Consider the following 26,972-nt stretch of genomic DNA (forward strand, 5'->3'; position numbering starts at 1 on the left):
CTCAGTTCAGGTCCTCGCCGGTGTGCGCCTTCCAGCGCAGCTTGAACACGTGCCACTCGGCCGCGGCGCGGTCGGTGAACACCTGGTCCTCGAGGATCCGGAACGGCTTGCCATAGCCCTGGTGGACCGCCAGCACCCATTCGGCGAACGGCTTGCGGGTCACCAGCACGTGGCGGCCCTTGGCCGGGCCGGCGCGCAGGGTGTTCAGCACCCGCTGCAGGTTCGGACTGTGCGGCCCCATCGGATTCTGCCGCATCTCGTCGACCCATTGCCGGTCCCACTGGGTGATCTTGTAGGGCATGAACGGCCTCCTCCCCGAGACGTCTGGACGAACGCTACACCATGGCCGGCGGCGCGCAAACCGGGGGCGGCGCGGCGCGCGCGATTGTCATCGGCCCGCGATTGACAGCGCCGGCCGCCGCGTTCCACCCTCGCCGCCCATGGCCGGTCCCGATCCGTTTTGCCGTCGATGAGCGCAGGCGCACGCACCCGCCTGGTGCTGGTCACCGGCATGTCCGGCGCCGGCCGCTCGACCGCGCTGGCGGTGCTGGAGGACGCCGGCTTCGAGGCGGTCGACAACCTGCCGCTGAACCTGGTCGAGCGGGTCGCCGAGCCGGGGCCCGACGCGCCGGGCCTGCTGGCGATCGGCGTCGACGTGCGCAGCCGCGGCTTCGAGCCGGAGCGGATCGCGGCGATCTGCGAGCGGTTGCGCGCCAACCCCGGGCTCGACCTGCAGCTGCTGTTCCTCGACTGCGAGGACGAGGTGCTGATCCGCCGCTTCACCGAGACGCGGCGGCGCCATCCGCTGGCCCACGACCGGCCGGCGGCCGACGGCATCGCCGTCGAGCGCCGGCTGCTCGCCCCGCTGCGCGACCTGGCCGACCTGGTGATCGACACCGGCCAGCAGCGGCCGGCCGAGCTGCGCAAGCGGCTGCTCGACGCGCTGGCGCCGGACGTGACCGGGCTGACGCTGACCGTGCAGTCCTTCTCGTTCAAGCAGGGGGTGCCGCGCGAGGCGGACCTGGTGTTCGACGTGCGCTTCCTTCGCAACCCGCACTACGACCCGGTGCTGCGGCCGAAGACCGGCCAGGACGCCGACGTCGGCGCCTATGTGGCGGCCGACCCGGCCTTCGCCGGCTTCTTCGAGCGGCTGACCGGGCTGCTGCTGCCGCTGCTGCCGCGCTACCGCGAGGAAGGCAAGAGCTACCTGACCATCTGCATCGGCTGTACCGGCGGGCGCCATCGCTCGGTCTATGTCGCCGGCCTGCTGGCCGACGCCCTGCGCGCCGCCGATTGGCCGGTCGCGCTGACCCACCGCGACCTCGCCGCCGGCTAGGCCGCCGGGCGGTCCAGCCGTCGTCCGTTGACATGGCGGCCGTTCCGGCCCAAACCATGCGGCCATGATTGGACTGGTACTGGTGACGCACGGGCGCCTGGCCGATGAGTTCGTGGCCGCGCTCGAGCACGTGGTCGGCAAGCAGGCGCAGGTTGCCACCGTGTGCATCGGCCCCTATGACGACATGGAGCAGCGCCGGCAGGACATCGTCGACCGGGTCGGCGAGGTCAACGCCGGCGCCGGCGTGATCCTGCTGACCGACATGTTCGGCGGCACGCCGTCGAACCTGGCCATCTCCGCCATGAAGCCGGGCGAGATCGAAGTGATCGCCGGCGTCAACCTGCCGATGCTGATCAAGCTGGCCAGCGTGCGCGCCGGCGCCAAGATGGCCGATGCGGTGGAGCAGGCGCAGGAGGCCGGCCGCAAGTACATCAACGTGGCATCACGGCTGCTGGAGAGTGCGTGAGCGACGAGCCGTCGGCCGCCCGCGAGGTGGCCATCGTCAACCAGAAGGGACTTCACCTGCGGGCGGCCGCGAAGCTGGTTTCGCTGGCCGACACGTTCGATGCAAGGATCGAGATTTCGCGCAACGAGATGATCGCCAGCGGCCACGACATCCTCAGCCTGATGATGCTGGCCGCTTCCCAGCACAGCACGGTCGTGCTGCGCGCCACCGGCCATGACGCCGAAACCGCGATCGATGCGCTGGCGGGCCTGATCGCGGCCGGATTCTACGAGTCCGACTGACCCCACCCACCGACTGCAGGTTGAGGGCGCGCACGGCAATCTGCTAGAAGGCGCGCCGCACCCCGGAAAAACAGGAGCCGAACCCGATGACCGCGCAGGACTACAAGGTCGCCAACATGTCGCTGGCCGACTGGGGCCGGAAGGAGATCGCCATCGCCGAGACCGAGATGCCGGGCCTGATGGCGACGCGCGAGGAATATGGCGCGTCGAAGCCGCTGGCCGGCGCGCGCATCGCCGGCTGCCTGCACATGACCATCCAGACTGCCGTGCTGATCGAGACGCTGATCGAGCTGGGCGCCGAGGTGCGCTGGTCGTCGTGCAACATCTTCTCGACCCAGGACCACGCCGCCGCCGCCATCGCCGAGCGCGGCATTCCGGTGTTCGCCTGGAAGGGCATGAACGACGAGGAGTTCTGGTGGGCGATCGACCAGACCATCTTCGGCCCCGACGGCTGGCGGCCGAACATGATCCTGGACGACGGCGGCGACCTGACCCAGGTGATGCACGAGAAATATCCGGAGCTGATGAAGGACGTCCGCGGGCTCAGCGAGGAGACCACGACCGGCGTGCACCGGCTCTACGAGATGGAGCGCGACGGCTCGCTGAAGGTGCCGGCGATCAACGTCAACGACAGCGTCACCAAGTCGAAGTTCGACAATCTCTATGGCTGCCGCGAGAGCCTGGTCGACGGCATCCGCCGCGCCACCGACGTGATGATGGCGGGCAAGGTGGCGGTGGTCGCCGGCTTCGGCGACGTCGGCAAGGGCTCTGCCGCCTCGCTGCGCAACGCCGGCTGCCGGGTGATGATCACCGAGATCGACCCGATCTGCGCGCTGCAGGCGGCGATGGAGGGCTATCAGGTGGTGACGATGGACGAGGCGGCGCCGCAGGGCGACATCTTCGTCACCGCCACCGGCAACGTCGACATCCTGACCATCGACCACATGCGCCAGATGCACGACCGCGCCATCGTCTGCAACATCGGCCACTTCGACACCGAGATCCAGGTCGATGCGCTGCGCAACTACAAGTGGCACCCGGTCAAGCCGCAGGTCGACGAAATCGAGTTCCCCGACGGCAAGCGGATCATCCTGCTGTCGGAGGGGCGCCTGGTGAACCTGGGCAACGCCACCGGCCATCCCAGCTTCGTGATGAGCGCGTCGTTCACCAACCAGACGCTGGCTCAGATCGAGCTGTGGAAGAACCACGCCAACTACGAGAACAAGGTCTATGTCCTGCCGAAGAAGCTGGACGAGAAGGTGGCGCGCCTGCACCTGAAGAAGATCGGCGCGCATCTGACCGAGCTCAGCAAGGAGCAGGCCGAGTATATCGGCGTATCGAAGGCCGGACCGTACAAGCCCGAGCACTACCGCTACTGAGCGCGCCGGCCGGCGCCGGCCGCGGACGCGCGCGGCCAGACTTGTTGTCGGTCGCGCGGCCCGGCGCATAGACTGGCCGCATCGTGACCGCGGGCCGGGCACATCCTCGATGCGCCGCTTGGGCGGCCGGGGCGGCCGGCGCCGGCTTGCCGTCGCTTGCCCATGCCCAGGTCGCGGCGGCGCCGGCGCTCGATCCGGTCAGCGCGCTGGTCGGCGCCGCCATCGTCGCCATCCTGGCCGGGATCGCCATCCTGGCGCGGCTGCTGCGGCGGCCGCGCGCGGCCGCTGCCGGCGGGATGGATCTCGGCCTCGCCGCGACCCTGCTGCGCGAGAACCCGGGCGCCATGGTCACCTGGACCGGCCGCGACATCCGATTCTTCTGCGGCGAGGCCTCGCCGCTGGCCGCGCTGCGCCCGGCGGCCACCGGCGCGCAGCCCAGCCTGGCCGACATCATGGCGGCGTTCACCGAGACCGACGCGGTGCGGCTGAACGATGCGGCGCTGCGCCTGCGCGAGAGCGGCCGCGGGTTCGACCTCCGGCTCAGCGGGCGCGCCGACCAGCGCGACTTCCTGGCGGTCGGCCGCCGCATCCGGCCGACCGGCGACCCCGCCGGCGAATCGCTCGACGCCGTCTGGTTCGTCGACATCTCCGAGCTGGCGCAGCGCACGCGCAAGCAGCAGCGCGAGATCGAACAGCTGGGCCTCGCCCACCGCGCCGTGGTCGGCCTGCTCGACAGCCTGGCCTTCCCGGCCTGGGTGCGCGCGCCCGACCTCCGGCTCAGCTACGTCAACCCGGCCTACGCCCGTGCGGTCGACCAGCGCGACGCCGCCAGCGCGGTGCGCGACGGCCGCGAGCTCGGCGCCGGCCTGCTCGGCGACGACGGCCGCGAGCTTGCGCGTGCCGCCAAGAAGGCGACCTCGACCCAGGCGGCGGAGCATTACGTGGTGATGGGCGGCGAGCGCCGCTTCGTGCGCTTCATCGAGCATCCGCTCGCCGACGGCCATGTCGCGGGGATCGCCATCGACCGCACCGACATCAACGAGGTGCGCGAGGAGCTGCGCCGCCACCACCAGGCGCACGAGGCGGTGCTGCAGAACCTGGCGGTGCCGATCGTGATGTTCGCGGCCGACGGCCACCTCACCTTCCACAACCGCACCTATGCCGAACTGTGGGACATGGACCCGGAATGGCTCGACCAGGGCCCGTCGCTGGGCGAGGTGCTGGAGGTGCTGCGCGAGAAGCGCAAGGTGCCGGAATATGCCGACTTCCCGGCGTTCAAGCGTGAGCAGATGCGCCTGTTCACCACGCTGCTGGCGCCGCAGGAGGACCTGCAGCACCTGCCCGACGGCACCACCTTCCGCCGCGTGGTCTCGCCGCACCCGTTCGGCGGGCTGATCTTCAGCTACGAGGACGTCACCGACCGGCTGGCGCTGGAGCGCAACTTCAACACCTCGGTCGCGGTGCACCGCGAGACGCTGGCCAGCATGCACGAAGGCATCGCGGTGTACGGCAGCGACGGCCGGCTGAAGCTGTCCAACCCGGCCTTCGCCGACCAGTGGAAGCTGAACCGCGAGCTCTTGGCCGACCAGCCGCATGTGCGCGACATCGTCAAGCTGTGCCGCCCGCTGCTGGACGGCGCACGCGCCGCCAACGACGCCGGCAGCCCGGCCGACGAGATCATCGACCAGGTCATGCAGCGGCGCGCGGCATCCGGCACGGTCGAGCGCAGCGACGGCATCCTGCTCGACTATGCCACCGTGCCGCTGCCCGACGGCAACATCATGCTGAGCTATGTCGACGTGACCGACAGCGTGCGCGCGGCCCGCGCGCTGGAGGAGCGGGCCCAGGCGCTGGAGGCGGCCGACCGGCTGAAATCGGAGTTCCTCGCCACGGTGTCCTACGAGCTGCGCACGCCGCTGAACGCGATCATCGGCTTCTCCGAGATCCTCGACAACTGCTACTTCGGCACGCTGAACGAGCGCCAGCTCGAGTACACCCGCGACATCCTGGACGCGTCGCACCGGCTGCTGACGCTGATCGACGACATCCTCGACCTCGCCTCGATCGAGGCCGGCCGGGTCGAGCTGGAGCGCGAGAAGGTGGCGGTGCCGGCGCTGCTCGACGGCGTCGCCGCGGTCACCCGCGAATGGGCCCGCAAGCAGGGGCTGGAGATCGAGCTCGACTGCCCGCGCAACGTCGGCTCGATCCTGGCCGACGAGGGCCGCATCAAGCAGGTGCTGTTCAACCTGGTCTCCAACGCGATCAAGTTCACGCCCAGCGGCGGGCGGATCACGCTGGGCGCGCGGCGGCGCGACGGCTTCGTGGTGCTGTCGGTGGCCGACACCGGCATGGGCATCGAGGAGCAGAACCGCGAGCGCGTGTTCGAGAGCTTCACGCGGGTCAAGTCGGGCAGCCGCAGCGCCGGCCCCGGCCTGGGCCTGACCCTGGTCAAGAGCGTGGTCGAGCTGCACGGCGGCAGCATCGCGGTCGACGACAACCCCGGCGGCGGCGTGGTGTTCAGCTGCGCCCTGCCGGCGGGCGCAGCCGCCGCCCAGCCGACACCGCCGCCGCCCGGGCCCGCCGCCCGGCCGCGCGGCTCGCCGATGGCCTGAGGCCGGCGCGCCCGCTCAGGCCGGCGGCGGCGCGGTCTCGTCCAGGGTGACGGCTCGGCCGAGCTCGGCCGATCGCAGCGCCGCCAGCGCGAAGCGCAGCACCTCGCGGCCCTCGACCCCGGTCAGCGACGGCGCGCCGCCCTCGGTCAGCGCCCCGATCCAGTGCCGGGTGGAGTGGACGAAGCTCGATCCCAGTGGCTTTCCAGGTCGGAAAAGCCGGTGGTCTCGCCGCGGCGATACAGGATCACCGGCGGCTGGTCGCCGATCTTGCCGTGGCCGCGGGTGATCCAGATCACCCCTTCCTCGCCGGTGATCTCCACCCTGTCGTCCTGCGGGTAGGTGGCGGTGTCGATCTCCAGCCGCGGCGAATAGACCGCCTCAAGGTTGCCGAACCGCCCCTCCGAGAACCGCCAGGAGATCATCGCCGGCGCGTCGAGCAGGCCCCTCTCCACTTCGGTGGTGCCGATCCAGGCGTGCACCGCCTCGGCCTGGCCCATGAAGTGCCAGCCCAGCGCGAACTTATGGTGGCCGTCGTCGAACACCAGCGGGCCGCCGCCGCAGGTCTCCCTGGCGAAGCGCCAGGCCGAGGCGGAGGCCGGCACGGTCCACGCGTTGCGGCCGATGCCGGGGTTGCTCTTGATCCGGATCGACAGCGGCTTGCCGATCGCACCGTCGTCGATCAGCGCCTTGGCCTTCATCACCGGCGGGTAGAACACGAAATTCTCGAACACCTTGAAGGCGACCCCGGCGCGGTCGGCGGCGGCGCACATCGCGTCGGCGTCGGCGACGCTGTGGGCCATCGGCTTCTGCACCGAGGTGTGCTTGCCGGCGGCCAGCGCGGCCAGGGTCGCCGGCATGTGCAGGTGGTGCGGCAGCAGGATCTCCACCGCGTCGACCTCGTCGACCGCGAGCAGCGCGTCCCAGCTGTCGAACACGCGGCTGTCCGGCACGCCCCACAGCGCGGCCTGGCGGCGGGCGATGCCGCGGTCGGCGTCGCAGACCGCGACGATCTCCGCCCGCGGGTTGGCGAGATATTCGGCGGCGTGCAGGCCGGAGATGCGGCCGGCGCCGATGAAACCCACGCGGACCTTGTTCATGTGCAGCGTTCCTCCCCCTTGATCTTGCTTCAGGCGGCATCCGCCCAGGCGGCGATGGCGGCGACGATGCCGGCACCGACGGCGTCGACCCGGTCAAGGCCGAAGCGCCCGGTCGGGCCGGAGACGCCGACCGCGGCGACCGCGCGGCCGTCCTCGTCGCGTACCGGCGCCGCGACGCAGCGGATGCCGGCCGAGAATTCCTCATTGTCGACGGCGAAGCCGCGCGCGGCGGTCCGCGCCAGTTCCGCCTGCAGCGCGCCGTCTTCGGTGATCGTGGTCGCGGTATGGCGCTCGAGACGGCGCGGCGCCGGCGCATCGGCGAAGGCCAGCAGCACCTTGCCGAGCGCGGTGCAATGCAACGGCGCCAGCAGCCCGACCGGATGGTCGACGCGCAGCGGCGCCGGGCTTTCCGCCTTGTCGAGATAGAAGGCCAGTCCACCGACCAGCACGGCCAGGTGGGCGCATTCGCCGGTGTCGCCGACCAGGCGCTGCAGCAGCGGCCGGCAGCGCTCGCGCAGGTCGGGCGGGAAGCCGCCGGTGCCGCCGCGCGTATGCGCCAGCTTCGGACCGGGCGCATAGCGGCGGTCGCTGCCGCGCTCGGCGAAGCCGGAATCGGCAAGGCTGCGCAGGATGCGCGAGGCAACGCTCTTGTCGACGCCGATGCGCGCGGCGAGCTCGGTCGTGCCGAGCGGCCGCTCGCCGACGAGCAGGGCGTCGAGCGCGGCCAGCCCGCGGGACAGCGACCTCATGATGGAGCGGCGGAACGATCGGCGATCATTTGTTGCATCATTCGCAACTGTTTCCGGCCGTCAAGCGATTTGGCGGGCCGATGCGCCCGTTGTCGACTTGATAGTTGACGTATTGGCAATTTCGGATTGCAATCGCGGGACTGAGGAACCGGACGCCGGCCGACAACGCGCGTCCTGCCAGGGGAGGAACCACCATGTCGTTCATGCGCAAGCTCGGCGCGCTCGCCGCATCCGCCACCATCGCCGCCGGAACGGCGGGCGGGGCGGCACCGGCCCTGGCCCAGGACGGCCAGGGCCTGGTCACCATCATGCACTATTTCACCGGCGACCTGGGGCGCGAGGGCCTGAACAAGATCTTCGGCCGGTTCCAGGATCAGAACGCGGTCACCATCTTCGACAACCCGATCGGGCACGAGGACTTCAAGACCGCGATCCTGGTGATGGCGGCGGGCGGCAGCCTGCCCGACATGTTCTCCTACTGGGCCGGCGCCCGCACCCAGTTCGTGGTCGATTCCGGCCAGATCGGCACGATCGACGACCTGTGGGCGTCGGCCGGCCTCGACCAGGTTGTGCCGGCCTCGCTGGCGGCGGGAGCGACGGTCTACAACGGCCAGCGCTACCTGATCCCGTTCGGCTATCACTATGCCGGCATGTTCTATAACGCCAAGCTGCTGGCCGAGCACGGCATCACCAGCTTCCCGACCGACTGGGACGGCTTCCTGGCGATGTGCGAGACGCTGAAGCAGGCCGGCGTGACGCCGATCGCGCTCGGCTCGAAGTACCGCTGGCCGGCACAGTTCTGGTTCGACTACCTGCTGCTGCGTACCGCCGGGCCGGACTATCGCGCCGCGCTGATGGCCGGCACCGCGGCCTACACCGACCCCGAGGTGCAGCGCGCCATGGAACTGTGGAAGCAGCTGGTCGACGCCGGCTATTTCACCGAGTTCGCCAACGCCGACGACTGGACCGACGCGGCCGACAAGGTCAGCCGCGGCGAGGCGGCGATGACGCTGATGGGCACCTGGATCACCGGCTACTGGAACGGCAACGGCATGGAGCCCGGCACCGACTACGACTTCTTCCCGTTCCCGGCGATCGACGCCGGCGTCGCCAACGCGGTGGTCGGTCCGGTCGACGGCCTGCTGATCTCGGCCAACGCCCAGAACAGGGCCAATGCGGAGAAGCTGGCCGCGTTCATGCTGACCGACGTGGAATCCCAGGCGATCTGGGCGCAGGCCCAGGGGGCGCTGTCGCCCAACGTCAACGTCGACCCGTCGATCTACACCAGCGTGATGACCCGCGCGCTGGAGACGGTGAACGCGGCCGAGGTGTTCGCCTTCAACTACGACCTGGCGACCACGCCGCCGGTGGCCGAGGTCGGCCTGAACATGTTCGCCCAGTTCATGGACGACCCGTCCGGCTATCAGGACATCCTGGCCCAGGCCGACGCCGCCGCGAAGGACGCGTTCGCGCAGGCGCAGTAGTTGCGGGGTTGGCCCGCGCACGGCATGCCCGGCCCGGTGCCGGGCATGCCCGTCCTGCACGACCGGAGCGCGGCCGCGGGATGACGGGGCGCGGCCGGTGAAGGGCCAGCTGGTCTTCTGGCGTTGCGTGTTCCTGGCGCTGCCGCTCGGCGTCTACGGCGCCATCGTGATCTGGCCGCTGGCCGACAGCTTCTTCCACAGCATCACCAACTGGAACGGCTTCAACCCGGACTACAAGCTCGTCTGGTTCGACAACTTCGGCCGGGTCTTCACCGACCCGCTGTTCTACGGCGCGATCCTGCGCACCGCGATCTGGATCGCGGCGGCGATCGTGCTGCCGACCGGCGGCGGGCTGGCGCTGGCGCTGCTGCTCGACGGCGGCCTGCGCGGCGCGCGCATCTACAAGTCGCTGTTCTACCTGCCGATCTGCCTGTCGGCGGTGGTCGTCGGCCAGGTCTGGATCTGGATCTTCGAACCGGGCTGGGGCCTGCTCAACACCGCGCTCGACGGCGTCGGGCTCGACGGCCTGCGCACCGCCTGGCTCGCCGACCCGGACACCAGCCTCGCCTCGGTGATCGCGGCCTGGTCATGGCAGCAGACCGGGCTGGCGATGGTGATCTTCCTGTCCGGCCTGACCGCGATCCCGGCGGAGCTCACCGAGGCGGCCGCCATCGACGGCGCCAGCCGCGGCCAGCGCATCCGCTACGTCACCCTGCCGATGCTGCGCCCGGCCACCATCGTCGCGGTGGCGCTGTCGGTGATCAACGCGCTGAAGGGGTTCGACATCGTCTGGATCATGACCGAGGGCGGGCCGTTCCACTCCTCCGAGACGCTGGCGGTGTTCATGTACACCGAGAGCTTCAAGAAATACGCGATGGGCTATGGCAGCGCGATCGCGGTGGTGCTGTTCCTGATGACGCTGGTCATCATCGCGCTGTATTTCCGCACCCTGCGCAGGCTGGACGCCCTGTTCGGATGAGCGCCGCCGCCGCTCCGGCCCGTCCGCCCGCGCCCCCGCTCTCGCCCGGCCGGCTGGCGCTGCACGTCTGCATCGGCGTGCTGGCGCTGCTGTACCTGCTGCCGACGCTGGGCGTGCTGCTCAGCTCGGTGAAGAGCACGGCGGAAATCAGCGCCGGCGAACTGTGGACGCTGCCGTCGGCGCTGTGGCTCGGCAACTTCGGCGAGATCCTCGGCAACCCGCAGATCTACACCTACCTGTGGAATACGCTGTGCGTCGCCGTGCCCGCCAGCGCCGGTTCGATCGCGCTGGGCGTGCTGGCCGGCTATGTCTTCGCCAAGCTGCGTTTCCCCGGCTCGAACGCCCTGTTCATCGCCGTGGTCGCCGGGATGTTCTTCCCGCCGCAGATCGTGCTGATCCCGCTGTTCCGGCTGTTCAACGCGCTCGGCCTGATCGACAGCCTGTGGCCGCTGATCATCGTGCACACCGCCATGGGCATCCCGATCTGCACGCTGCTGATGCGCAACTTCTTCGCCACCGTGCCGGACTCGCTGCGCGAGGCCGCGGTGATCGACGGCGCCAGCGAGCCGCAGGTGCTGGCGCGGGTGATGCTGCCGGTCAGCCTGCCGGCGCTGGCGGTGCTCGGCACGCTGCAGTTCACCTGGATCTGGAACGACTATCTGTGGCCGCTGATCTTCACCCAGACCGACGGCAACCGCACCATCATGGTCGGGCTGGTCGCGCTTCGCGGGCAATACAGCGTCGCCTGGGGCGTGCAGGGCGCCCTGTCGCTGATCGCCAGCCTGCCGACGCTGGCGATCTTCCTGTTCTTCCAGCGCTATTTCATCCGCGGCATGACCATGGGTGCGCTGAAAGGATAGGGCGGCACCGCACCGGCGCCTATGGCGCCAGCGCGCGCAGCGCCCTGCGCAGGTTCGCCGCCGGCATCGGGTTGGGCTGGGCGATCACCTCCGCCTGCACCCGGTACCAGACCGGCAGGGCCTGCTCCAGCAGCGCGCGGCCGGCCGCGGTCAGCGAGACCGCACGGTTGCGGCGGTCGGCCCGGTCGATGGCGACGAGCACCAGCCCGCGGGCGCGCAGCGGCTTCAGGTTGGCGGTCAGCGTGGTGCGGTCCATGCCCAGCTCGGCGGCGAGCGCGCCCACCGTCAGCGGCACCGGGCGCACCAGCGCCACCATCAGCGAGAACTGGCCGTTGCTCAGCCCCAGCGGCCGCAGCGCGGCGTCGTAGCGCCGCCCGACGGTGCGCGCCGTCCGCTGCAGGTGCAGGCACATGCAGCTTTCGCGGACCATGCGTCCGATCTCGTCGGTCAGGGTGGTCTGGCTGGTCACGGCGTTAACCGTGTTGATACCAACCTTTCCTGTCAATCCGGTTGCGCATAAAAGAAATGTGAAATGTCGGACAGGCCGCGGACGGATCGGTCGGGGAAAGGGCGTCAGATCGCCCGGCCGGTCTTCTCCAGCCACAGGCTGCCGGCCGACGCCTGCGGGTTGCCGGGCAGCCGGCCGGCGACGGAGGCGGCGAGCGCGTCCGGCATCCGGGTCGCCACGTAACGGCTGGCGAACAGCGGCCGCCAACCGCCGGCGCCGAGCATGGCGGCGACCGCCTGCTGCTCGTTGTAGCCGCGCCAGGCCCAGTCCGCCGGATAGGGGTCGGGCAGCATGATGTCGTGGATGTGCACCAGCACGCCGGCCGGCAGCGCCGGCAGCACGTCGCCGAGCAGCAGGTCGACGTCGGTGCCGGGCATCAGGATGTGGCTGGAATCGATGCTGACCATGTCGCCGGGCTGCAGGGCGCGGAACGGCGCATCGCCGGCCTGCTGGACCACCGCCGCGATCCACGCGACCGGCAGTCCGGCCAGGCCGGCCCGCGGCGCCGGGTCGATCGCGGTCAGTTCGGTGGCGAGCCCGCCGTCCGCGACGGCGCGCGCGAGGAACCGCGTGGAATGGCCGGCGCCGACCTCGACGATGCGGGTCGGCTCGCGGTTGCGAACCAGGGCATAGGCGATGGCGGCATCCAGCGCCGGGAACCAGTCCTGCCGCCAGCGCGGCGCGCCATGCTCCGACGGGTCCGCCGGAATGCGCGCCAGCGCCTCGGCATAGGCGTCGATCAGGGCGAGCGCGCCGGCGAAGCCGGCCTCGTGCTCCGCGAACAGCCGCGTTGCGGCGGCGTTGCCGCGGCGGTCGTCGACATCGGCCCGATAGCGGTAGGGGATGAAGAAACCGGGCCGCTCGGTCTCGCCCGGCCGGTCGGGCCGGCTCACGCCTGCAGCACCATGCCCTCGCGGGCGACGACCGTGCCCGGCCGCATCTCTTCGGCCCGGGCGGCGATCCGGTCCATGTCGTCGTCGTCGTGGGACGGGTCGTGGTGGAAGATCACGCAGGTGCGCACGCCGGCCGCCTCGGCGATGCGGACCGCTTCCTGCCAGGTCGAATGGCCCCAGCCGGCAAAGCGGGGATATTCCGCATCGTCGTAGGTGCTGTCGTAGATCAGCATGTCCGCCCCCTCGATCAGGCGGACGATCGCCTGGTCGCGCTGGCCGGGCACATGCTCGGTGTCGGTGACATAACACACCGCGCGGCCATCGAATTCGATGCGATACCCGGTGGCGCCGTTGGGGTGGTTCAGCCGGCCGGTGCGGGCCTGCACGCGCGGCGACAGCGTCAGCGTGTCGCCGCAGGTGAAGTCCTGATAGGTCACGTCGGCGGCGAACACGCTGGGCGGGATCGGGAACAGCGGTGCCATCATCAGCTCGCACAGCACCTTGCGGATGTTGGAGCTGGGCAGCAGGTGGCCCGCCCGGATGCGGAAGCTGAACCCCTTGCGGTACAGCGGGGCGAAGAACGGCAGGCCCGAGATGTGGTCGAAATGGGTGTGCGTCATCAGGATTTCGGCCGAGCGCGGCGGCTGCTCCATCATCGCCGCGCCCAGCTGGCGGATGCCGGTCCCCGCGTCCAGAATGACCAGTTGATCGCCGCAGCGCACTTCGATACACGACGTATTGCCGCCGTAGCGCTGATAGGCCGGCCCCGGTGTCGCGATGCTGCCGCGGACGCCCCAGAACTTGACGCTGAAATCCTCGGCCATGAAGCGACGACGAGCCCTTTTGCCTGCCCTGTTGCTTAACCTGAGTGCCGCCGCGTGTCGCGGCCCGTTGGTCGGACCACTTTGGCACACTCCGGCAGCATGGCTACGGCATATATATAAACGGTAGCGGCCAGCCTGTGACAGCGATCACATCCGCGTCAACTGACGACCGCAGCAACTGGCTCGGTATCGGCTATGGCCTGATGGTCGGCGCGCTCGCCGGCTACCACCAGTTCAAGGTGCCGCCGGTGCTGCCGATCCTGCTGCGCAGCTACGGCATCGACGAGACCTTCGGCGCCTCCTACATGTCGATCTATGCCGTGGTCGGGCTGTTGCTGTCGGGCGCGATCGGCGCGTGGCAGCGCGACCGCGGCATCGCGCCCTACCTGTTCGCCGGTTTCGGGTTCCTCGCCGCCGGCAACGCGCTCGGGCTGGCCGCGCCGAACATTCCCGCCTTGTTCCTGGCCAGCCGCGGCTGCGAGGCGATCGGCTTCTCGATCCTGGCGATCAACTGCCCGCTGCTGTGCGCCCGCCATGCCAGCGCCTCGCATCGGATGATCGCGGTGGCGATCGGCGCGACCTGGATCCCGGTCGGCCAGCTGTTCGCCAACCTGCTCGGCATCGTGGTGCTGGCCGACGAGAACTGGCAGGCGCTGTGGTGGGGCGGACTCGGCGCCAGCCTGGCCTTCGCCGCGCTGACCTGGGCGCTGATGCGCGCCGGGCTGGTCGACCTGTCGGCGCCGCGCGCGCCGGGCGGCGCCGGCGCCGCCGCCGCCGACCGGCACCTGATGCGCACGGTGTGGCTGGTGGCGGTGCTGTTCTGCCTGTGGTCGATCCAGATGATCGCCTATCTGACCTGGCTGCCGGAGGTGCTGGTCAGCGTGTTCGCGCTGACGCCGGACCGGGCGGCGCTGGCCTACACGATTCCGGTGGTGACCGTGCTGGTGTTCAACCTGGTCGGCGGTGCGCTGCTGCGCCGCGGCGTCCCGGTCGCGCCGCTGCTTGCCGCCTCGCTGGCCCTGCAACTGGCGGTGTGGCTGGCGCTGCCCTACACCGGCTCCGACTGGACCGGGATCGCGTCGCTGGTGGTGTTCGGCATCGGCGCCGGCGTTTCGCCGACCTGCCTGTTCGCGATGCCGTCGCTGCTGTTCGGCGCCAACCCGCCCAGCGGTGCCTTCGCGGCGCTGATGACCGGGCGCAACCTCGGCGTGCTGGCCGGGCCGCTGCTGCTGTCGGCCGCCTTCGCGCTGACCGGCGACTGGAACGTCGCCTCGCCGATGTTCGCGGTCAGCACCGGGCTCGCCGTCGCCGGCGCCATCGCGCTGCACCGCCTGATGCGCCGGCCCGCCTGACCGACGCGCCGGCGGTCACAGCCGCCGCGGCGCCATCAGCGGCCTGACCGAGCCGAACGCGCCCCAGCAGGCGTGCCAGTAGCGGCGCCAGCCGAAATGGCCGGCGCGGAACACGCGCCAGTGGTCGATCCAGACCAGCAGGATCGCCGCCAGCAGGAACCCGCGCTGCACCGCGATCCGCCCGTGCACCGACAGGTCGCCGCGGCCCTGGCGCACCCGGCCGAGCGTGGCGGCCTGGAACACGATGTGGGTGCGCTCGTCGCGCAGGATCTCGGCGCAGATCGAGCGCAGCACAAGGGCGCCGGTCGCCCGCGCCAGCGCCTGGTAGTAGACCAGCGCGATGATTTCCGCCGTCAGCAGCACCGAGACGGCGAGATCGAGCCCGCCCAGCCGGCGCGCCCAGCGGAAGATGCTGTCGGACCAGTGCCGGCGCATCACCGGCAGCCCCTGGTCGGCCATGAACCGGCCGAGCTCGGCGGCATGGCGCTGCTCCTCGCGGATGAACAGGCGCACCGCCTCGGCGAAGCTGTGATCGCCGCCGCGCGCCGCGTGCTGGCTGGCATGACGTTGCAGGAAGCGGCCGTCGGAGCGTGCGCCGAGCTGGAACTTGGCCACCGACCGGCCGATCGCGCGCCGTTCCGCCGCGGTCAGCCGGTAGTCGTCGTCCCAGCGGATCGCCCGCGCCGCCGCCAGGTTGGTCCGGAAATGGGCGACCCAGGGGCCGGCCGGGCCGAAGGGTGCCGGCTCCAGCGCGCGATCAGCCGCCGCGCCGCCCGGCCGGACGGCCGATGCAGGCCGGCGGCTGCGCTGGACGCGTGCGAACAACTCGCGCATGGGGCCTCCCCTCGCCGACTCTCCGTGCGATCGGCACAGGATGGCGGGCCGACGGGGCGATGGCAAGGCGCCATGGCCCCGCGCGGCGCGGGCGGCGGAAGCCGCTCAGGCGTCGAGGCCGAGCACGTCGTGCATCGTATAGAGCCCGGGCCGCTGGCGTGCCGCCCATTTGGCGGCATGGATCGCGCCGCGGGCGAAGATGCGGCGGTCGGTGGCGATATGGCCGAGGGTGAAGCGCTCGTCTGCGCCGGCGAAGATCACCGTGTGCTCGCCGGCGACTGTGCCGCCGCGCAGGGTGGCGAAGCCGATGTCGCCGCGCCGGCGCGGCCCGGTGTGACCGTCGCGTACCGACTGGCGCACGCCGTCCAGGGCGACGCCGCGCCCGGCCGCTGCCGCCCGGCCGAGGCCGAGCGCGGTGCCGGACGGCGCGTCCACCTTGCGGGCATGGTGCATCTCCAGCACCTCGATGTCCCAGTCATCGCCCAGCGTGGCCGCCACCTGCCGCGTCAGCGCCATCATCAGGGTCACGCCGATGCTCATGTTCGGCGCATACATGACCGCGGTGTGCCGCGCCGCCCGCTCCAGCGCGGCCTCCTGCTCGTCCGACAGGCCGGTGGTGCCGACCACGTGGGCGCAACGGGCCTGGGCGGCCAGCGCGGCGTGCTCGACCGTGGCCGCGGGCACGGTGAATTCGACCGCGACGTCGGCCGCGGCGAACAGCGGCAGCGCGTCGGCGGTGGCGGCGACGCCGAGCGCGGCAATGCCGGCGAGGGTGCCGAGGTCGGCGCCCTCCTCGGGCGCGCCCGGCTCGACCGAGCCGCCGATCAGCCGGCACGCCGGATCGTCGGCGACGGTGCGTACCAGCATCTGGCCCATCCGCCCCGCGCAGCCGATCACGGCTACCTTCAGGCTGTCGGTTCCGGCGTCGTCCGTGCCCATCCGCGTCTCCGATTTGGCGCTACCACCTGGCGGCGAAAAGTGACAAAGTTCGGCGGCCATGACCAGCCGCATGCGCAGCACCGCCGCCCCCTGGCCGATGCCCTGACCGTGACGGTCGTGGTCTCCATCGGCGCGCTGCTCGCCAGCGTGTTCCTGCTGGTCACCGGCAACGGCCTGCTCGGCATCACGCTGGCGGTGCGGATGAACGATGGCCAGACCGCGCCGCAGCTGATCGGCCTGGTGCTGTCGTGCTATTCCTTCGGCTTCGTCGCCGGGGCGCTGCTCGCCGGCCGGCTGATCTCGCGGGTCGGCCACATCCGCAGCTTCGCTGCCTTCGCCGCCTTCGCCTGCACCTCGATCCTGCTGCATTCGATGCAGCAGGACCTGGTGTTCTGGGCGGTGTTGCGCCTGGTCACCGGCTTCTCGGTGGCCGCGATGTTCATGGTGACCGAAAGCTGGCTCAACGAGCGCGCGTCCAACAAGGTCCGCGGGCTGATGCTCAGCGTGTACATGATCACCAACTTCAGCGCCGCCGGCGCCGGCCAGTTCCTGCTGAACGCGGCCCCGGTCGGCGGCTCGATGCTGTTCATGTTCGCGGCGATCCTGACCGTGCTGTCGCTGGTGCCGCTGGCGCTGACCACCAGCGCGCAGCCGGAGCTGCCGGAGCGGCGGCGGTTCGGGCTGGTCCGGCTGTACCGGATCTCGCCGCTGGGCCTGGTCGGCGCCGCAATGATCGGCATCGCCACCGGCGCCTACGGCTCGATGGGTCCGGTGTTCGCCGGCACCGCCGGCCTCGACATCGCCCAGGTCTCGCTGTTCATGGGCTTCGGCCTGCTGGCCGGGCTGCTGCTGCAGTTCCCGGTCGGCATGCTGTCGGACCGCATCGACCGCCGCAAGCTGATCGTCGCCGGCAACTGCGCCGGCGCGATCCTGGCGGCGACGATCTTCGCGCTGACCCAGTTCAACCAGGGCCAGCCGCCCTTCGTCGCGCTGCTGCTCGTGACCTGCGCCTGCACCTCGGTGCTGTATGTGCTCTACCCGCTGTGCGTGGCCCATGCCAACGACTTCGCCGAGCAGCGCGAGCGCACCGGCGTGGCGGGCGGCCTGCTGATGGTCTGGGGGGCGGGCACCATCCTCGGGCCGATCTTCGGCTCGGCCGTCATGGAGCTGGCCGGCGCGGCGGCGCTGTGGCTGATGATCGCCGGCATCGCGGCGGTGACCGCGGCCTATGCGGTCTGGCGCATGGGCCGGCGCCCGACGGTGGAGGACGTGGTGCCTTATGCCGTGGCGCCGGTGCTGGCGACGCCGGTCGCCACCGAGCTCGACCCGCGGGTGGAGCCGCTGTCGAGCGAGACTGAGACCGCAGACGCGGAGGCCGAGCCGGAACCGCCGGCCCCCGCTGCGCCCGCGCCGGCGACGGAGCCCGACACGGCGCCGGCGGCCGAGCCGGAACCCGCGGCACCGCCGCCGCCGGTCGCCGAAGGCCCGGCGCCTCCGCCGCCGCCACCTCCGGCACCGACTCCGACCCCGGCACCACCCCCGCCGCTGGCCGCGGTCGATGTCGGCTCAGCCGAGCCGATCGACATCGAGCCGGTGCAGGGCCGGCTCGGCGAGTCCGCGCCGCGGCGCGATGGCGCCGACGAGGACCGGTCGTCATGAACGGCGCCGCCCGCATCCGTCGTCCGGCGGCGATCCTGGCAGCGTTGCTGCTGGCCTGCATCGCGGCGGCACCGCGGCCCGCCCGCGCCGACTTCGCCGAGGGCTTTGCCGCATTCCAGGCGGAGGACTACGCGCTTGCCTGGACCCTGCTCGAGCCGGAAGCGGACGCCGGCGACAGGCGCGCCCAGTTCCTGCTCGGCGAGATGCTGCTGAAGGGGCTCGGCCGCGACGCCGACCAGTTCGGCGCGGCCGGCTGGTTCCTCCAGGCCACGCGCGAGCCCGATCCCGACCGCTATGCGCTGTACGCGCTGGCGACCCAGTATTTCAATGGCGACGGCGTGCCCCGGGACATCGAGACGGCGCTTGCGCTGTTCGAGCGCGCGGCCTCGCTGGGCGTCACCGACGCCATGCGCTCGCTGGCGGCGATCTATGCCCGCGGCGAGGGCGATGTCGTCGCGCAGGACCTGAACCTGGCCCTGCGCTGGCTGTTCGCGGGCGCACAGGCCGGCGACGCGGCGGCGGCGGAGCGGTTCCGGCGCCTGGCCCAGGCCGCCGGCGGCACGCCGCCGTTCCAGGGCCGCTGGGTGGCGATCGCCTATCTGGCGACGCCGGACCATCCGAGCTGGTCGCTGGCGCCGCAGTTCCTGCCGCGGCTGGTCGGCCAGCAGCTGGCGTTGGCGCGCGGCAGCTTCGCCATGCCCGGCGGCGGCTGCAACCGGCCCGCCTATGTCCACGGCACGACCACGTCCGCCGACCTGGCGCTCGGCCTCGCCGGTGCGCTGCCCTACGGCGCCCTGGCGGCGGCGGACGACACCGCGCTGACCAGCCTGATGGTGATCTGCGACGGCACGCTTGCCGCGACCGTCGTGCGCACCGCGGCGGACCAGCTGCTGGTGTCCGCGCTCGGCGGTCTGCTGGTGTTCGACCCGGTGCCGTCGCCGACCGTGCGCAGCGCACAGGAACTGCTGGCCGCGGCCGGCTACCAGCCGGGGCCGATCGACGGCCTGTTCGGGCCGCGCACCGGCGCGGCGCTGCAGCAGTTCCAGGCCGATACCGGCCTGCTCGCCACCGGCGCCTTCGATGCCGCGACCATGTTCGCGCTGGCGGAGGCCGCCGCGACGGCGGCACCCGGCGGGGCGGGCGACGGGGCGGGCGACGGGAGCGAGTGAGCCGCCGGCCTGGGTCCGCCCGGCCACAGAATGTTGCCGCCTTGCATCGGTCTGCCGCACAGCGTCGTAGAATCGTGCCGAATCAATCGACTAGGATGTGACATTCGGGCAACAGAGCAGGCCCGACCTGTGGACTGTCGGATTGACAATCGGCCGTCCGATCAACCAAGGTGTCATGGGATTTAGGAAAAGTCCGCAGAGTTCCGCCGGACGATTCGCGACACGGTCGGGTGCATCTGCGCCCGCGATTTTGACGGGGACGACCGAGAAAATGGTCAATTGGTGGGTCGGCACCACGCTTGCCGTGGCGGTCGCTTCGGTCTGCATCACCGGCGGCGCCCTGGCGCAGCAGACGACTCCGCTGCCCGGTTCGGCCGAGCCCGGGCGCATCGATGAGCGGTTCCAGCCGGGCGTGCCCGAGCCGCTGTCGCAGCCGGGCGAGACGCCGGCGGCCGAGGATCAGGTCGCGCCGGAGGGCGCCGCGCAGCAGACCTTCGTGCTCACCGGCGTGACGGTGGAGAACTCGACGGTATTCGCCCCGGGCGATTTCCAGCCGCTGTTCGCCGACATGATCGGCCAGTCGGTCTCGCTGGCCGACATCTACACCATCGCCAACCAGGCCACGGCGGTCTACCGCAACGCCGGCTACATCCTGTCGCGTGTCGTGGTGCCGCCGCAGGACATCATCGGCGGCGTGGTGACGCTGCAGGCTGTCGAGGGCTATGTCGACCAGGTGACGGTCGAGGGCGACATCGGCGGCGACGTCGGCCTGATCGAGGCCTATGGCGAGAAAATCAGGGCGGCGCGGCCGCTGAACGCCAGCGACCTGGAACGCTATCTGCTGCTGGCCGGCGACCTGGCCGGCGCCGAGGCGCGCGGCGTGCTGTCGCCGTCGGCGACCGTGCCGGGGGCGTCCGACCTGGCGATCGTCATGGAGCACGATCCGTTCGACGCCTTCGCCGCGATCGACAACCGCGGCTCGCGCTTCGTCGGCGAGTGGATCGGCACCGCCGGCGTCGGCGTGAACTCGGTGCTCGGCCAGTGGGAAGAATTCAACGTCACCGCCGCGACCTCCAGCCAGTTCGAGGAGCTGGCGTTCGGCGAGTTCGCGGCGACGCTGCCGATCACGTCCGAGGGTACGACGCTGACCTGGCGCAATTCCTATTCCTTCTCCGAGCCGGGCGACATCCTGAAGCCGAACGACGTCGACAGCCGGGCCTGGCGTTTCTCGCTCGAGGCGAGCCACCCCTATATCCGCTCGCGCACCGAAAACCTGTTCGTCGGCGCCGTGCTGGAATGGAACCACTTCAAGTCGACCACCCAGGGCGCGACCTTCAGCAACGACGACCTGCGGGTGTTGCGGCTGTCGGGCACCTACGACTTCGTCGACGACCTGCTCGGCGTCAACCTGATCCGCGGCGAGCTCAGCCAGGGCGTGCCGTGGCTCGGCGCCACCGAATCCGACGATCCGAACAAGTCGCGGGCGGAGGGCAGCGGCACCTTCACCAAGCTGCAGGTCGACCTGCAACGCCTGCAGCGCATCGCGCCCGGGCTCAACGTGCTGTTCGCGGCGTCCGGCCAGGTGGCCAACACCGCGCTGCTGGCCAGCGAGGAGTTCGGCGTCGGCGGCGCCGCCTTCGGCCGCGGCTACAACTCCAGCGAGATCATCGGCGACCACGGCCTGTCGGCGAAGGTGGAGCTGCAGTACGGGCGCTCGGTCGAGAACTACCTCGGCGTGCTGAACAGCTACCAGGTCTACGGCTTCTACGACACCGGCATCGTCTGGAACATCGAACAGCCGGAGGGCGCGGTCGGCGGTTCCCACGACACGCTGAACTCGGTCGGCGCGGGCCTGCGCCTCAACGTGCTCGACGACGTGTCGGTCAACCTCGAGGTGGCCCACCGGATCGGCCGCGAGAACAACATCGACAATCTCGGCATTCCGGACACCCGCGGCTTCCTGAGTGTCATCGCCCGGTTCTGATCCGGCCTGCGCCGTGCCCCGGCCGGTTGGCCGGCGCGGCGGTCGTGCCCGCCAGCTCATCGTCGCCTTCGCCGCGTTCGCCGCTGCGCTGACGCCGGCGCTCCAGGCGCCGCGCGCCAGCACCCCGGCGGGCGATGTCGGCGCCGCCACCGGCGCCGCCGGTCCTGCCGACGAGACCTACGAGCCGCCGACGCCCGAGGTGCGCGGCTTCCGTTCGGCCGGCTTCGGCATGGACGAGAGCCAGGTGCGCCGCGCCATCGCGGACGATTTCGGCCTCGACGGCGCCGACGTGCGGCTCGTCCGCAACGACCTGGAGCAGACCACGGTGCTGTCGGTCGCGGTGGAGGGGCTGGTGCCGGAGGCCGGACCGGCGCGGATCGGCTATGTCCTCGGCCGCGGCGGGCGGCTGATCCAGGTCACGGTGCTGTGGGGCGTCGATCCGGCCGCCACCGACCGCGCCGGTCTGGAAAGCGCCGCGGCGCTGCTGATCGCCTATTTCGACGAGCAGGGCTTCGCGTCGCAGACCGGCGCGACGCCGGTGGTGTTCGCCGACGGCAGCAACCTGCTCTACTACGCCAGCGACGAGCAGGGCGGCGGGCTGGCGCTGAGCGTGGAACCGCGCCGCGCGGCCGACGCCGCCGCGATGCCCATCCTGCGCCTGGCCTATGTCGCCAGCCGCAACAACCCGGCGGTGTTCCGCACCCCCGCCATCGCGCCCTGACCGCGGCGCCGGGGCCGGCCGCCGCAGCGGCCGGTCAGCTGTGCCGCCACCACAGCGTCTCGTTCAGGCTGTAATACGGCCGGTAGTGCCGGATCGAGTCGACCCGCACGACCTGCTGGATCTGATTGTCGAGCAGGTAGGCGACGTCCTGGTAGTAGACCACCAGCACCGCGTGGATCAGGTTCAGGTTGGTGTCCTGCACGATGGCGATGCGCATCTGCTCGTTGGGGAAGCCGAGTTCGCGCAGCGTCATGAATTTGGCGATCGCATAGTCCTCGCAGTCGCCGCTGCGCTCGAAGAACTGGCCCGGCGTCGCCCAGTAGTCGGACTGGCCGTAGTTGACGTTGTCCTCGATATAGCGCGCGCTGTTCATCCGCTCGTTGACCGTGGCGATCTGGGTCCAAGGATCCTTGTCGCGCAGGCTGTCGATGAACACGCTCCACTGCTGCAGCTTGCAGGAGTCGCCGGCCTGGCAGGGCTGGTGCATCTGCGCCTCCTCGGCGCGGAAGGCGGCCAGCACGGTGGTCCACTTGAAGAACGGCGACAGGTCGCTGGACGGCACGCTGGCCGCGCCGAACAGGGGCACCGCCTGGCGCGACAGGTCGACCGCGCCGGCGCTGCCGCCGCCGAGCAGGACCGCCATGGCCAGGATGCCGCCGGCCGAAACGCCGCGCAGCCAGACGCGGTCGCGCAGGGCGCGGCGCAGGGTGGCGTCGGCCGACCGGCGCAGCCTGGCGAACAGGCCGCGGCGGGGCTGGGTCGGGGCGAGGGTCTGTGCATTCATCATGCGCCGATGCTGGCGCCGATGACTTAAGGAGCGATAAATATTGTAGACAATTCGAAAGAATCTGTACGAGGCCAAGCAAGTAATACTTGAATCTTCTTAAATATCCATGGAAATTGCCTCGAATTTTAGACGAATGTCGACGGGCGGCCGCCGCCCAGCCGGCGGCCGCCCGTCCATGCGGCCGGCCGCGCCTAGCGCGGCTGCAGCCGGCCGGCGGGAACCGGGCTCGGCAGCGGCGTTCCCGGCGTGGCGGAAACGGTGCCGAACCCGGGGCCGAACGGGCGCAGCCCGCCCGGTCCGTCGGTGACGGTCAGGGTAACCGGCGCGGCGCCGAAGGCGGCGCACGGGCTGCCCGCGGGGACCGCACCGAGCTGCAGCGACACCTGGTGCGGCCAAGCCGCCGGATCCAGCGAGACGTTCTGGATCGCGGTCGCCACCTCGCCGCCGCCGAGGAAGGCGTCGGCCGCGACCGCGCCGTCCAGCAGCACGGCATCCGGTTCGACGTCGACCGCGCCGGTCCAGCCGGCCGGCGCATCGGCGGCGGGCGACCAGATCAGCCGGATGTGCCCCACCGCCGGCCAGTCGGGCTGGCGGTCGATGGTGAACGCGCCGCCGCGCAGCGGGGTCATCGGCAGGGTGGTCATGCCCTGCGCGGTCGGAATGGCGATGAAGGCGCGGGTGAGCACCAGCCCGTCGCAGTGCACCGGCGCGACGGCGTGGGGCAGGACATCCGCCCGCGCCGGCGCGGCGGCGAGCAGGGCGAGGCAGGCGGCGGCCCGCAGCGCGGTTGTGGCGGTCATGGCTGGTCCTTTCCAGTGGCGCGGCGCGACAGCGGGCCGGCGTTGCATCCAGCGCATTCGTCGCCGCGGCGACCGTTTCGGTTCACCGCGCCGCGGCCCCGCAGCCTGCGCCGCAGTGCCGCTTGGGGGTTGCGTTGGCGGGCAATCCGGTGGATCGTGCGCCCGTCGCCGCAGCGGTTGTTCGCCGCCCGACCGGCCCTAGCATCAATACAGAAGCGCACGACGCCAACAGAGGAGGATCTGACGGTGAAATTTGGTGTTGGACAGACCGTCGAACGCAAGGAAGACCAGCGCTTCCTGACCGGCACGGGCCGCTATCTCGACGATATCAGGCTGCCGAATCAGGCCCATGCCGCCTTCGTGCGTTCGCCGCATGCCAGCGCCCTGATCGGCGGGATCGACGTGGCCGAGGCCAAGGCGGCGCCGGGCGTGCTCGCGGTGTTCACCGCGGCCGATCTCGATGCCGACGGCGTGCCGGCGATCCCGTGCATGGCCGAGATCCCGGTGAAGGAGGGCACCACCCAGAAGATGCCGCCGCGCCCGGTGCTGGAGGGCAGGCATGCCCGCAATGTCGGCGTGCCGGTGGCGATGGTGGTGGCAGAGACCGCCGCCCAGGCCCGCGACGCGGCCGAGCTGGTCGCGGTCGACTGGGAGCCGCAGCCCGCGGTGACCGACATGCGCGCGGCGATGCAGCCCGGCGCGCCGGTGCTGTGGCCCGACGACGCGCCGGACAACGTCGCCTTCGAATGGGTCGACGGCGACCAGGCCGCGACCGAGGCCGCCTTCGCCAGGGCCGACCGCGTGGTCACGCTGGAGCTGGTCAACAACCGCCTGGTGGTCAACTCGATGGAGCCGCGCGGCTCGATCGGCCACTACGACGCGACCGAGGGCACCTGGACGCTCTACAACTCGTCCCAGGGCGCCCACATGAACAAGGACATGCTGCTGGGCACCCTGCTCAACGGCGTCGACCCGGAAAAGGTGCGGGTGCTGTGCCCCGACGTCGGCGGCGGCTTCGGCATGAAGATCTTCCTGTATCCCGAGACGGTGGCCACGCTGTGGGCCTCCAAGCAGGTCGGCCGGCCGGTGAAGTGGGTCAACGACCGCTCCGACAGCTTCCTGTCCGACAGCCACGCCCGCGACCACATCACCACGGTGTCGGCGGCACTGGACAAGGACTGCAAGGTGATCGGGCTGAAGGCGGAGACGCTGGCCAACATGGGCGGCTATCTGTGCAACTTCGGGCCCTATATCCCGACCGTCGCCGGCAAGGGCATGCACATCGGGGTCTACGACATTCCGGCGGCGTTCATCCACGTCACCGGCGTGTTCACCCACACCGTGCCCACCGACGCCTATCGCGGCGCCGGCCGGCCGGAGGCGGCCTACATGGTCGAGCGGCTGATGGACAAGGTCGGCCGCGAGACCGGGCTCGGCCCGGCCGAAATCCGGCGGCGCAACTTCGTCAAGTCGTCGCAGATGCCCTATGCGTCGGTGCTGGGCCTGACCTACGACAGCGGCGATTTCCAGCGCAACCTGAACGACGCGCTGAAGGACGCCGACTGGGACGGTTTCGCCGCCCGCAAGGCGCAGTCGGCGGCGCACGGCAAGCTGCGCGGCATCGGGCTGGCCTACTACATCGAGGTCTGCGGCGGCGCCCCCAGCGTGCCGGCGCTGCTGCGCTTCGAGGCGGACGACAGCGTCACCGCGATCATCACCACCCAGTCGAACGGCCAGGGCCACGAGACCGCCTATTCGCAGATCATCGCCGACCGACTCGGCGTGCCGTTCGAGAAGGTCAACGTCCGCCAGGGCGACACCAGCTGGATGAAGACCGGCAGCTTCACCGGCGGCTCGCGCTCGGTGCCGGTCGGCGGCGTCTCGGCGCAGATGGCCTCCGACGCCATCATCGAGAAGGGCAAGGAGATCGCGGCCGACCTGCTGGAGGCGGCGCCGGCCGACATCGAGTTCCACGAGGGCCGCTATGCCATCGCCGGCACCGACCGGTCGACCGACATCTTCGCGGTGTCGAAGGCCTGGCGCGAGCGCCACGCCGGCGGCGACGACAGCCTGCTCAGCGCCTTCGCCGAGTTCGCGCCGGACGCGGCCACCTTCCCCAACGGCTGCCACATCTGCGAGCTGGAGGTCGACCCGGACAGCGGCCAGGTCGAGATCTTGCGCTACACCATCGTCGACGACTTCGGCAAGGTCATCAACCCGAGCCTGCTGACCGGCCAGGTGCACGGCGGCGTCGGCCAGGGCGTCGGCCAGGCGCTGTTCGAAGGCGTGGTCTACAGCGACGACGGCCAGCTGGTGACCGGCTCGTTCATGGACTACGGCATGCCTCGGGCCGACTATTCGCCGATGATTTCGTTCCGCTGGAACGAGATCCCCTGCACCACCAACCCGCTCGGCATCAAGGGTTGCGGCGAGGCCGGCGCCATCGGCGCCCCGCCGGCGGTGCTCAACGGCATCCTCGACGCGGTGATCGGCGAGGGCGTGACCCGCGTCGACATGCCGGCGACCCCGCTGTCGCTCTGGCGCGCCCTGCAGGCCGCCAAGGTGCCGCAGGCGGCGGAATAGCGCCGGCGCGCATTGTCTGGCAAGCGGACGGGCCCCGGTCGGGGCCCGTTCTGCTTCCGTGGTTCAGTCCGGGTCCGGCTCGTGCAGCCGGGCTGGAATGTCCCGCGCGCCGTGCAGGACGCGCCAGACGTCGATACTGTCCGTCCGTTCGACGAAAAAGACGAAGTACGGAAAGCGCCGCGCCCGCCCGGCCCGCAGCCCCGGCAGGCCCAGTTCATAGCCATGGCGCTGCGACGCGCCGGCCGGGTGCTGGCCGATGTGCCGCAACGCGGCCTCGAGCGCATCGACAAGGGAAAGCGCCGTCTGCGCGCCGGCGGTCTCGACGTAATGGGCGAATGCCGCGTCGATATCCTGTGCGGCGCGGGCGCGCAGGATGACCGGCTTGCCGGTCACTCGTCCCCGGACGGGCGGATGCGCGCGCGCAGCCCTTCGAAATAGGCCGTGTCGGCCTCCGCGGTCGATGCCGATTCCGCGCCCTCCAGCAACAGCGCATGCAGTCGCTGCCGGTCCTGATCCCGGCGGATCAGTTCGCGCATATGTTCGCTGGACGAGCCGAATCCCCGCGCCGCCACCTGTTCGTCGACAAAGTCCTTCAGCGCTTCCGGCAGCGAAATGTTCATCGTGCTCATCCGGCGATCATGAGCGCGATGGCAATTTTTGGCAAGCCGATGCGGCC

26 protein-coding genes are annotated in these 26,972 nt (G+C 71.0%); 14 read left to right on the top strand and 12 right to left on the bottom strand.

The features are described 5' to 3' along the window. Position 1: 1 nt before the first annotated feature. A complete protein-coding gene (locus R3F55_02685; GenBank protein MEZ5666338.1) occupies positions 2-301 on the bottom strand; it encodes a hypothetical protein in 300 nt (99 codons plus the stop codon). Positions 302-469: 168 nt separating this feature from the next. Here R3F55_02685 and rapZ point away from each other — a divergent pair, with 168 nt between their 5' ends. From rapZ to R3F55_02710, 5 genes are all read left to right on the top strand, one after another. Next, a complete protein-coding gene (rapZ, locus tag R3F55_02690; GenBank protein MEZ5666339.1) occupies positions 470-1,336 on the top strand; it encodes an RNase adapter RapZ in 867 nt (288 codons plus the stop codon). A 64-nt stretch (positions 1,337-1,400) separates the two neighbouring features. After that, on the top strand, positions 1,401-1,802 hold the full coding sequence (locus R3F55_02695; GenBank protein MEZ5666340.1) for a PTS sugar transporter subunit IIA: 402 nt from the start codon (positions 1,401-1,403) through the stop codon (positions 1,800-1,802). Then, entirely contained in the window at positions 1,799-2,083 is a 285-nt protein-coding gene (locus R3F55_02700; GenBank protein MEZ5666341.1) for an HPr family phosphocarrier protein, read from the top strand. Before R3F55_02695 ends, R3F55_02700 begins: the two co-directional genes overlap by 4 nt. Positions 2,084-2,169: 86 nt before the next feature. After that, the gene (ahcY, locus tag R3F55_02705; GenBank protein ID MEZ5666342.1) at positions 2,170-3,462 is read left to right on the top strand and encodes an adenosylhomocysteinase; all 1,293 of its coding nucleotides are present in this window, start codon (positions 2,170-2,172) and stop codon (positions 3,460-3,462) included. A 146-nt stretch (positions 3,463-3,608) separates the two neighbouring features. Further along, on the top strand, positions 3,609-6,074 hold the full coding sequence (locus tag R3F55_02710; GenBank protein ID MEZ5666343.1) for a PAS-domain containing protein: 2,466 nt from the start codon (positions 3,609-3,611) through the stop codon (positions 6,072-6,074). Positions 6,075-6,220: 146 nt separating this feature from the next. Here the strand turns inward: R3F55_02710 and R3F55_02715 are convergent, their stop codons facing one another. After that, positions 6,221-7,171, bottom strand: a complete 951-nt coding sequence (locus R3F55_02715) for a Gfo/Idh/MocA family oxidoreductase (protein ID MEZ5666344.1) — start codon at positions 7,169-7,171, stop codon at positions 6,221-6,223. A gap of 29 nt (positions 7,172-7,200) precedes the next feature. Next, positions 7,201-7,920: an IclR family transcriptional regulator gene (locus R3F55_02720; GenBank protein MEZ5666345.1), complete on the bottom strand. Its 720-nt coding sequence runs from the start codon at positions 7,918-7,920 to the stop codon at positions 7,201-7,203. A 194-nt stretch (positions 7,921-8,114) separates the two neighbouring features. Between R3F55_02720 and R3F55_02725 the strand changes: the two genes are divergently transcribed. From R3F55_02725 to R3F55_02735, 3 genes are all read left to right on the top strand, one after another. Further along, complete coding sequence (locus tag R3F55_02725) at positions 8,115-9,404, top strand: extracellular solute-binding protein (protein MEZ5666346.1); 1,290 nt, start codon at positions 8,115-8,117, stop codon at positions 9,402-9,404. Positions 9,405-9,501: 97 nt separating this feature from the next. Then, on the top strand, positions 9,502-10,383 hold the full coding sequence (locus R3F55_02730) for a sugar ABC transporter permease (GenBank protein MEZ5666347.1): 882 nt from the start codon (positions 9,502-9,504) through the stop codon (positions 10,381-10,383). Next, positions 10,380-11,243: a carbohydrate ABC transporter permease gene (locus R3F55_02735; GenBank protein ID MEZ5666348.1), complete on the top strand. Its 864-nt coding sequence runs from the start codon at positions 10,380-10,382 to the stop codon at positions 11,241-11,243. The genes R3F55_02730 and R3F55_02735 overlap by 4 nt, the downstream gene beginning before the upstream one ends. Before the next feature lie 19 nt (positions 11,244-11,262). On the opposite strand, the gene R3F55_02740 is transcribed toward R3F55_02735, so the two are convergent. From R3F55_02740 to R3F55_02750, 3 genes are all read right to left on the bottom strand, one after another. Next, entirely contained in the window at positions 11,263-11,712 is a 450-nt protein-coding gene (locus tag R3F55_02740; protein ID MEZ5666349.1) for a MarR family winged helix-turn-helix transcriptional regulator, read from the bottom strand. 104 nt (positions 11,713-11,816) lie between these two features. Then, positions 11,817-12,644 carry a class I SAM-dependent methyltransferase gene (locus tag R3F55_02745; GenBank protein MEZ5666350.1) on the bottom strand — a complete coding sequence of 276 codons (828 nt, stop codon included), beginning with the start codon at positions 12,642-12,644 and terminating at the stop codon, positions 11,817-11,819. After that, on the bottom strand, positions 12,641-13,468 hold the full coding sequence (locus R3F55_02750) for an MBL fold metallo-hydrolase (GenBank protein MEZ5666351.1): 828 nt from the start codon (positions 13,466-13,468) through the stop codon (positions 12,641-12,643). The genes R3F55_02745 and R3F55_02750 overlap by 4 nt, the downstream gene beginning before the upstream one ends. 137 nt (positions 13,469-13,605) lie before the next feature. Here R3F55_02750 and R3F55_02755 point away from each other — a divergent pair, with 137 nt between their 5' ends. Further along, complete coding sequence (locus R3F55_02755) at positions 13,606-14,820, top strand: MFS transporter (protein ID MEZ5666352.1); 1,215 nt, start codon at positions 13,606-13,608, stop codon at positions 14,818-14,820. A gap of 15 nt (positions 14,821-14,835) precedes the next feature. Here R3F55_02755 and R3F55_02760 read toward each other — a convergent pair whose 3' ends face one another. Beyond that, positions 14,836-15,654, bottom strand: a complete 819-nt coding sequence (locus R3F55_02760) for a ferritin-like domain-containing protein (GenBank protein MEZ5666353.1) — start codon at positions 15,652-15,654, stop codon at positions 14,836-14,838. Between the two features lie 105 nt (positions 15,655-15,759). Further along, complete coding sequence (gene dapB, locus R3F55_02765; protein MEZ5666354.1) at positions 15,760-16,563, bottom strand: 4-hydroxy-tetrahydrodipicolinate reductase; 804 nt, start codon at positions 16,561-16,563, stop codon at positions 15,760-15,762. A gap of 69 nt (positions 16,564-16,632) precedes the next feature. Between dapB and R3F55_02770 the strand changes: the two genes are divergently transcribed. The 4 genes from R3F55_02770 (at position 16,633) to R3F55_02785 (ending at position 22,126) form a co-directional block, all read left to right on the top strand. Further along, the gene (locus tag R3F55_02770) at positions 16,633-18,252 is read left to right on the top strand and encodes an MFS transporter (protein MEZ5666355.1); all 1,620 of its coding nucleotides are present in this window, start codon (positions 16,633-16,635) and stop codon (positions 18,250-18,252) included. Beyond that, a complete protein-coding gene (locus R3F55_02775) occupies positions 18,249-19,421 on the top strand; it encodes an SEL1-like repeat protein (protein MEZ5666356.1) in 1,173 nt (390 codons plus the stop codon). The genes R3F55_02770 and R3F55_02775 overlap by 4 nt, the downstream gene beginning before the upstream one ends. 271 nt (positions 19,422-19,692) lie before the next feature. Then, a complete protein-coding gene (locus R3F55_02780) occupies positions 19,693-21,405 on the top strand; it encodes a ShlB/FhaC/HecB family hemolysin secretion/activation protein (protein MEZ5666357.1) in 1,713 nt (570 codons plus the stop codon). Positions 21,406-21,418: 13 nt separating this feature from the next. Next, positions 21,419-22,126, top strand: a complete 708-nt coding sequence (locus tag R3F55_02785; GenBank protein MEZ5666358.1) for a hypothetical protein — start codon at positions 21,419-21,421, stop codon at positions 22,124-22,126. Between the two features lie 34 nt (positions 22,127-22,160). On the opposite strand, the gene R3F55_02790 is transcribed toward R3F55_02785, so the two are convergent. Continuing rightward, the gene (locus tag R3F55_02790) at positions 22,161-22,913 is read right to left on the bottom strand and encodes a transglutaminase-like cysteine peptidase (GenBank protein ID MEZ5666359.1); all 753 of its coding nucleotides are present in this window, start codon (positions 22,911-22,913) and stop codon (positions 22,161-22,163) included. A gap of 191 nt (positions 22,914-23,104) precedes the next feature. Next, positions 23,105-23,713, bottom strand: a complete 609-nt coding sequence (locus R3F55_02795) for a hypothetical protein (GenBank protein ID MEZ5666360.1) — start codon at positions 23,711-23,713, stop codon at positions 23,105-23,107. A 246-nt stretch (positions 23,714-23,959) separates the two neighbouring features. Here R3F55_02795 and R3F55_02800 point away from each other — a divergent pair, with 246 nt between their 5' ends. Continuing rightward, entirely contained in the window at positions 23,960-26,296 is a 2,337-nt protein-coding gene (locus R3F55_02800; GenBank protein MEZ5666361.1) for a xanthine dehydrogenase family protein molybdopterin-binding subunit, read from the top strand. A 63-nt stretch (positions 26,297-26,359) separates the two neighbouring features. Here R3F55_02800 and R3F55_02805 read toward each other — a convergent pair whose 3' ends face one another. Together R3F55_02805 and R3F55_02810 are read right to left on the bottom strand one after the other, a co-directional pair. Beyond that, positions 26,360-26,689, bottom strand: a complete 330-nt coding sequence (locus R3F55_02805; GenBank protein ID MEZ5666362.1) for a type II toxin-antitoxin system RelE/ParE family toxin — start codon at positions 26,687-26,689, stop codon at positions 26,360-26,362. Next, the gene (locus R3F55_02810) at positions 26,686-26,925 is read right to left on the bottom strand and encodes a type II toxin-antitoxin system ParD family antitoxin (GenBank protein ID MEZ5666363.1); all 240 of its coding nucleotides are present in this window, start codon (positions 26,923-26,925) and stop codon (positions 26,686-26,688) included. Before R3F55_02810 ends, R3F55_02805 begins: the two co-directional genes overlap by 4 nt. Positions 26,926-26,972: the final 47 nt, after the last annotated feature.

The organism is Alphaproteobacteria bacterium (assembly GCA_041396705.1).
Taxonomy (GTDB): Bacteria; Pseudomonadota; Alphaproteobacteria; order CALKHQ01; family CALKHQ01; genus CALKHQ01.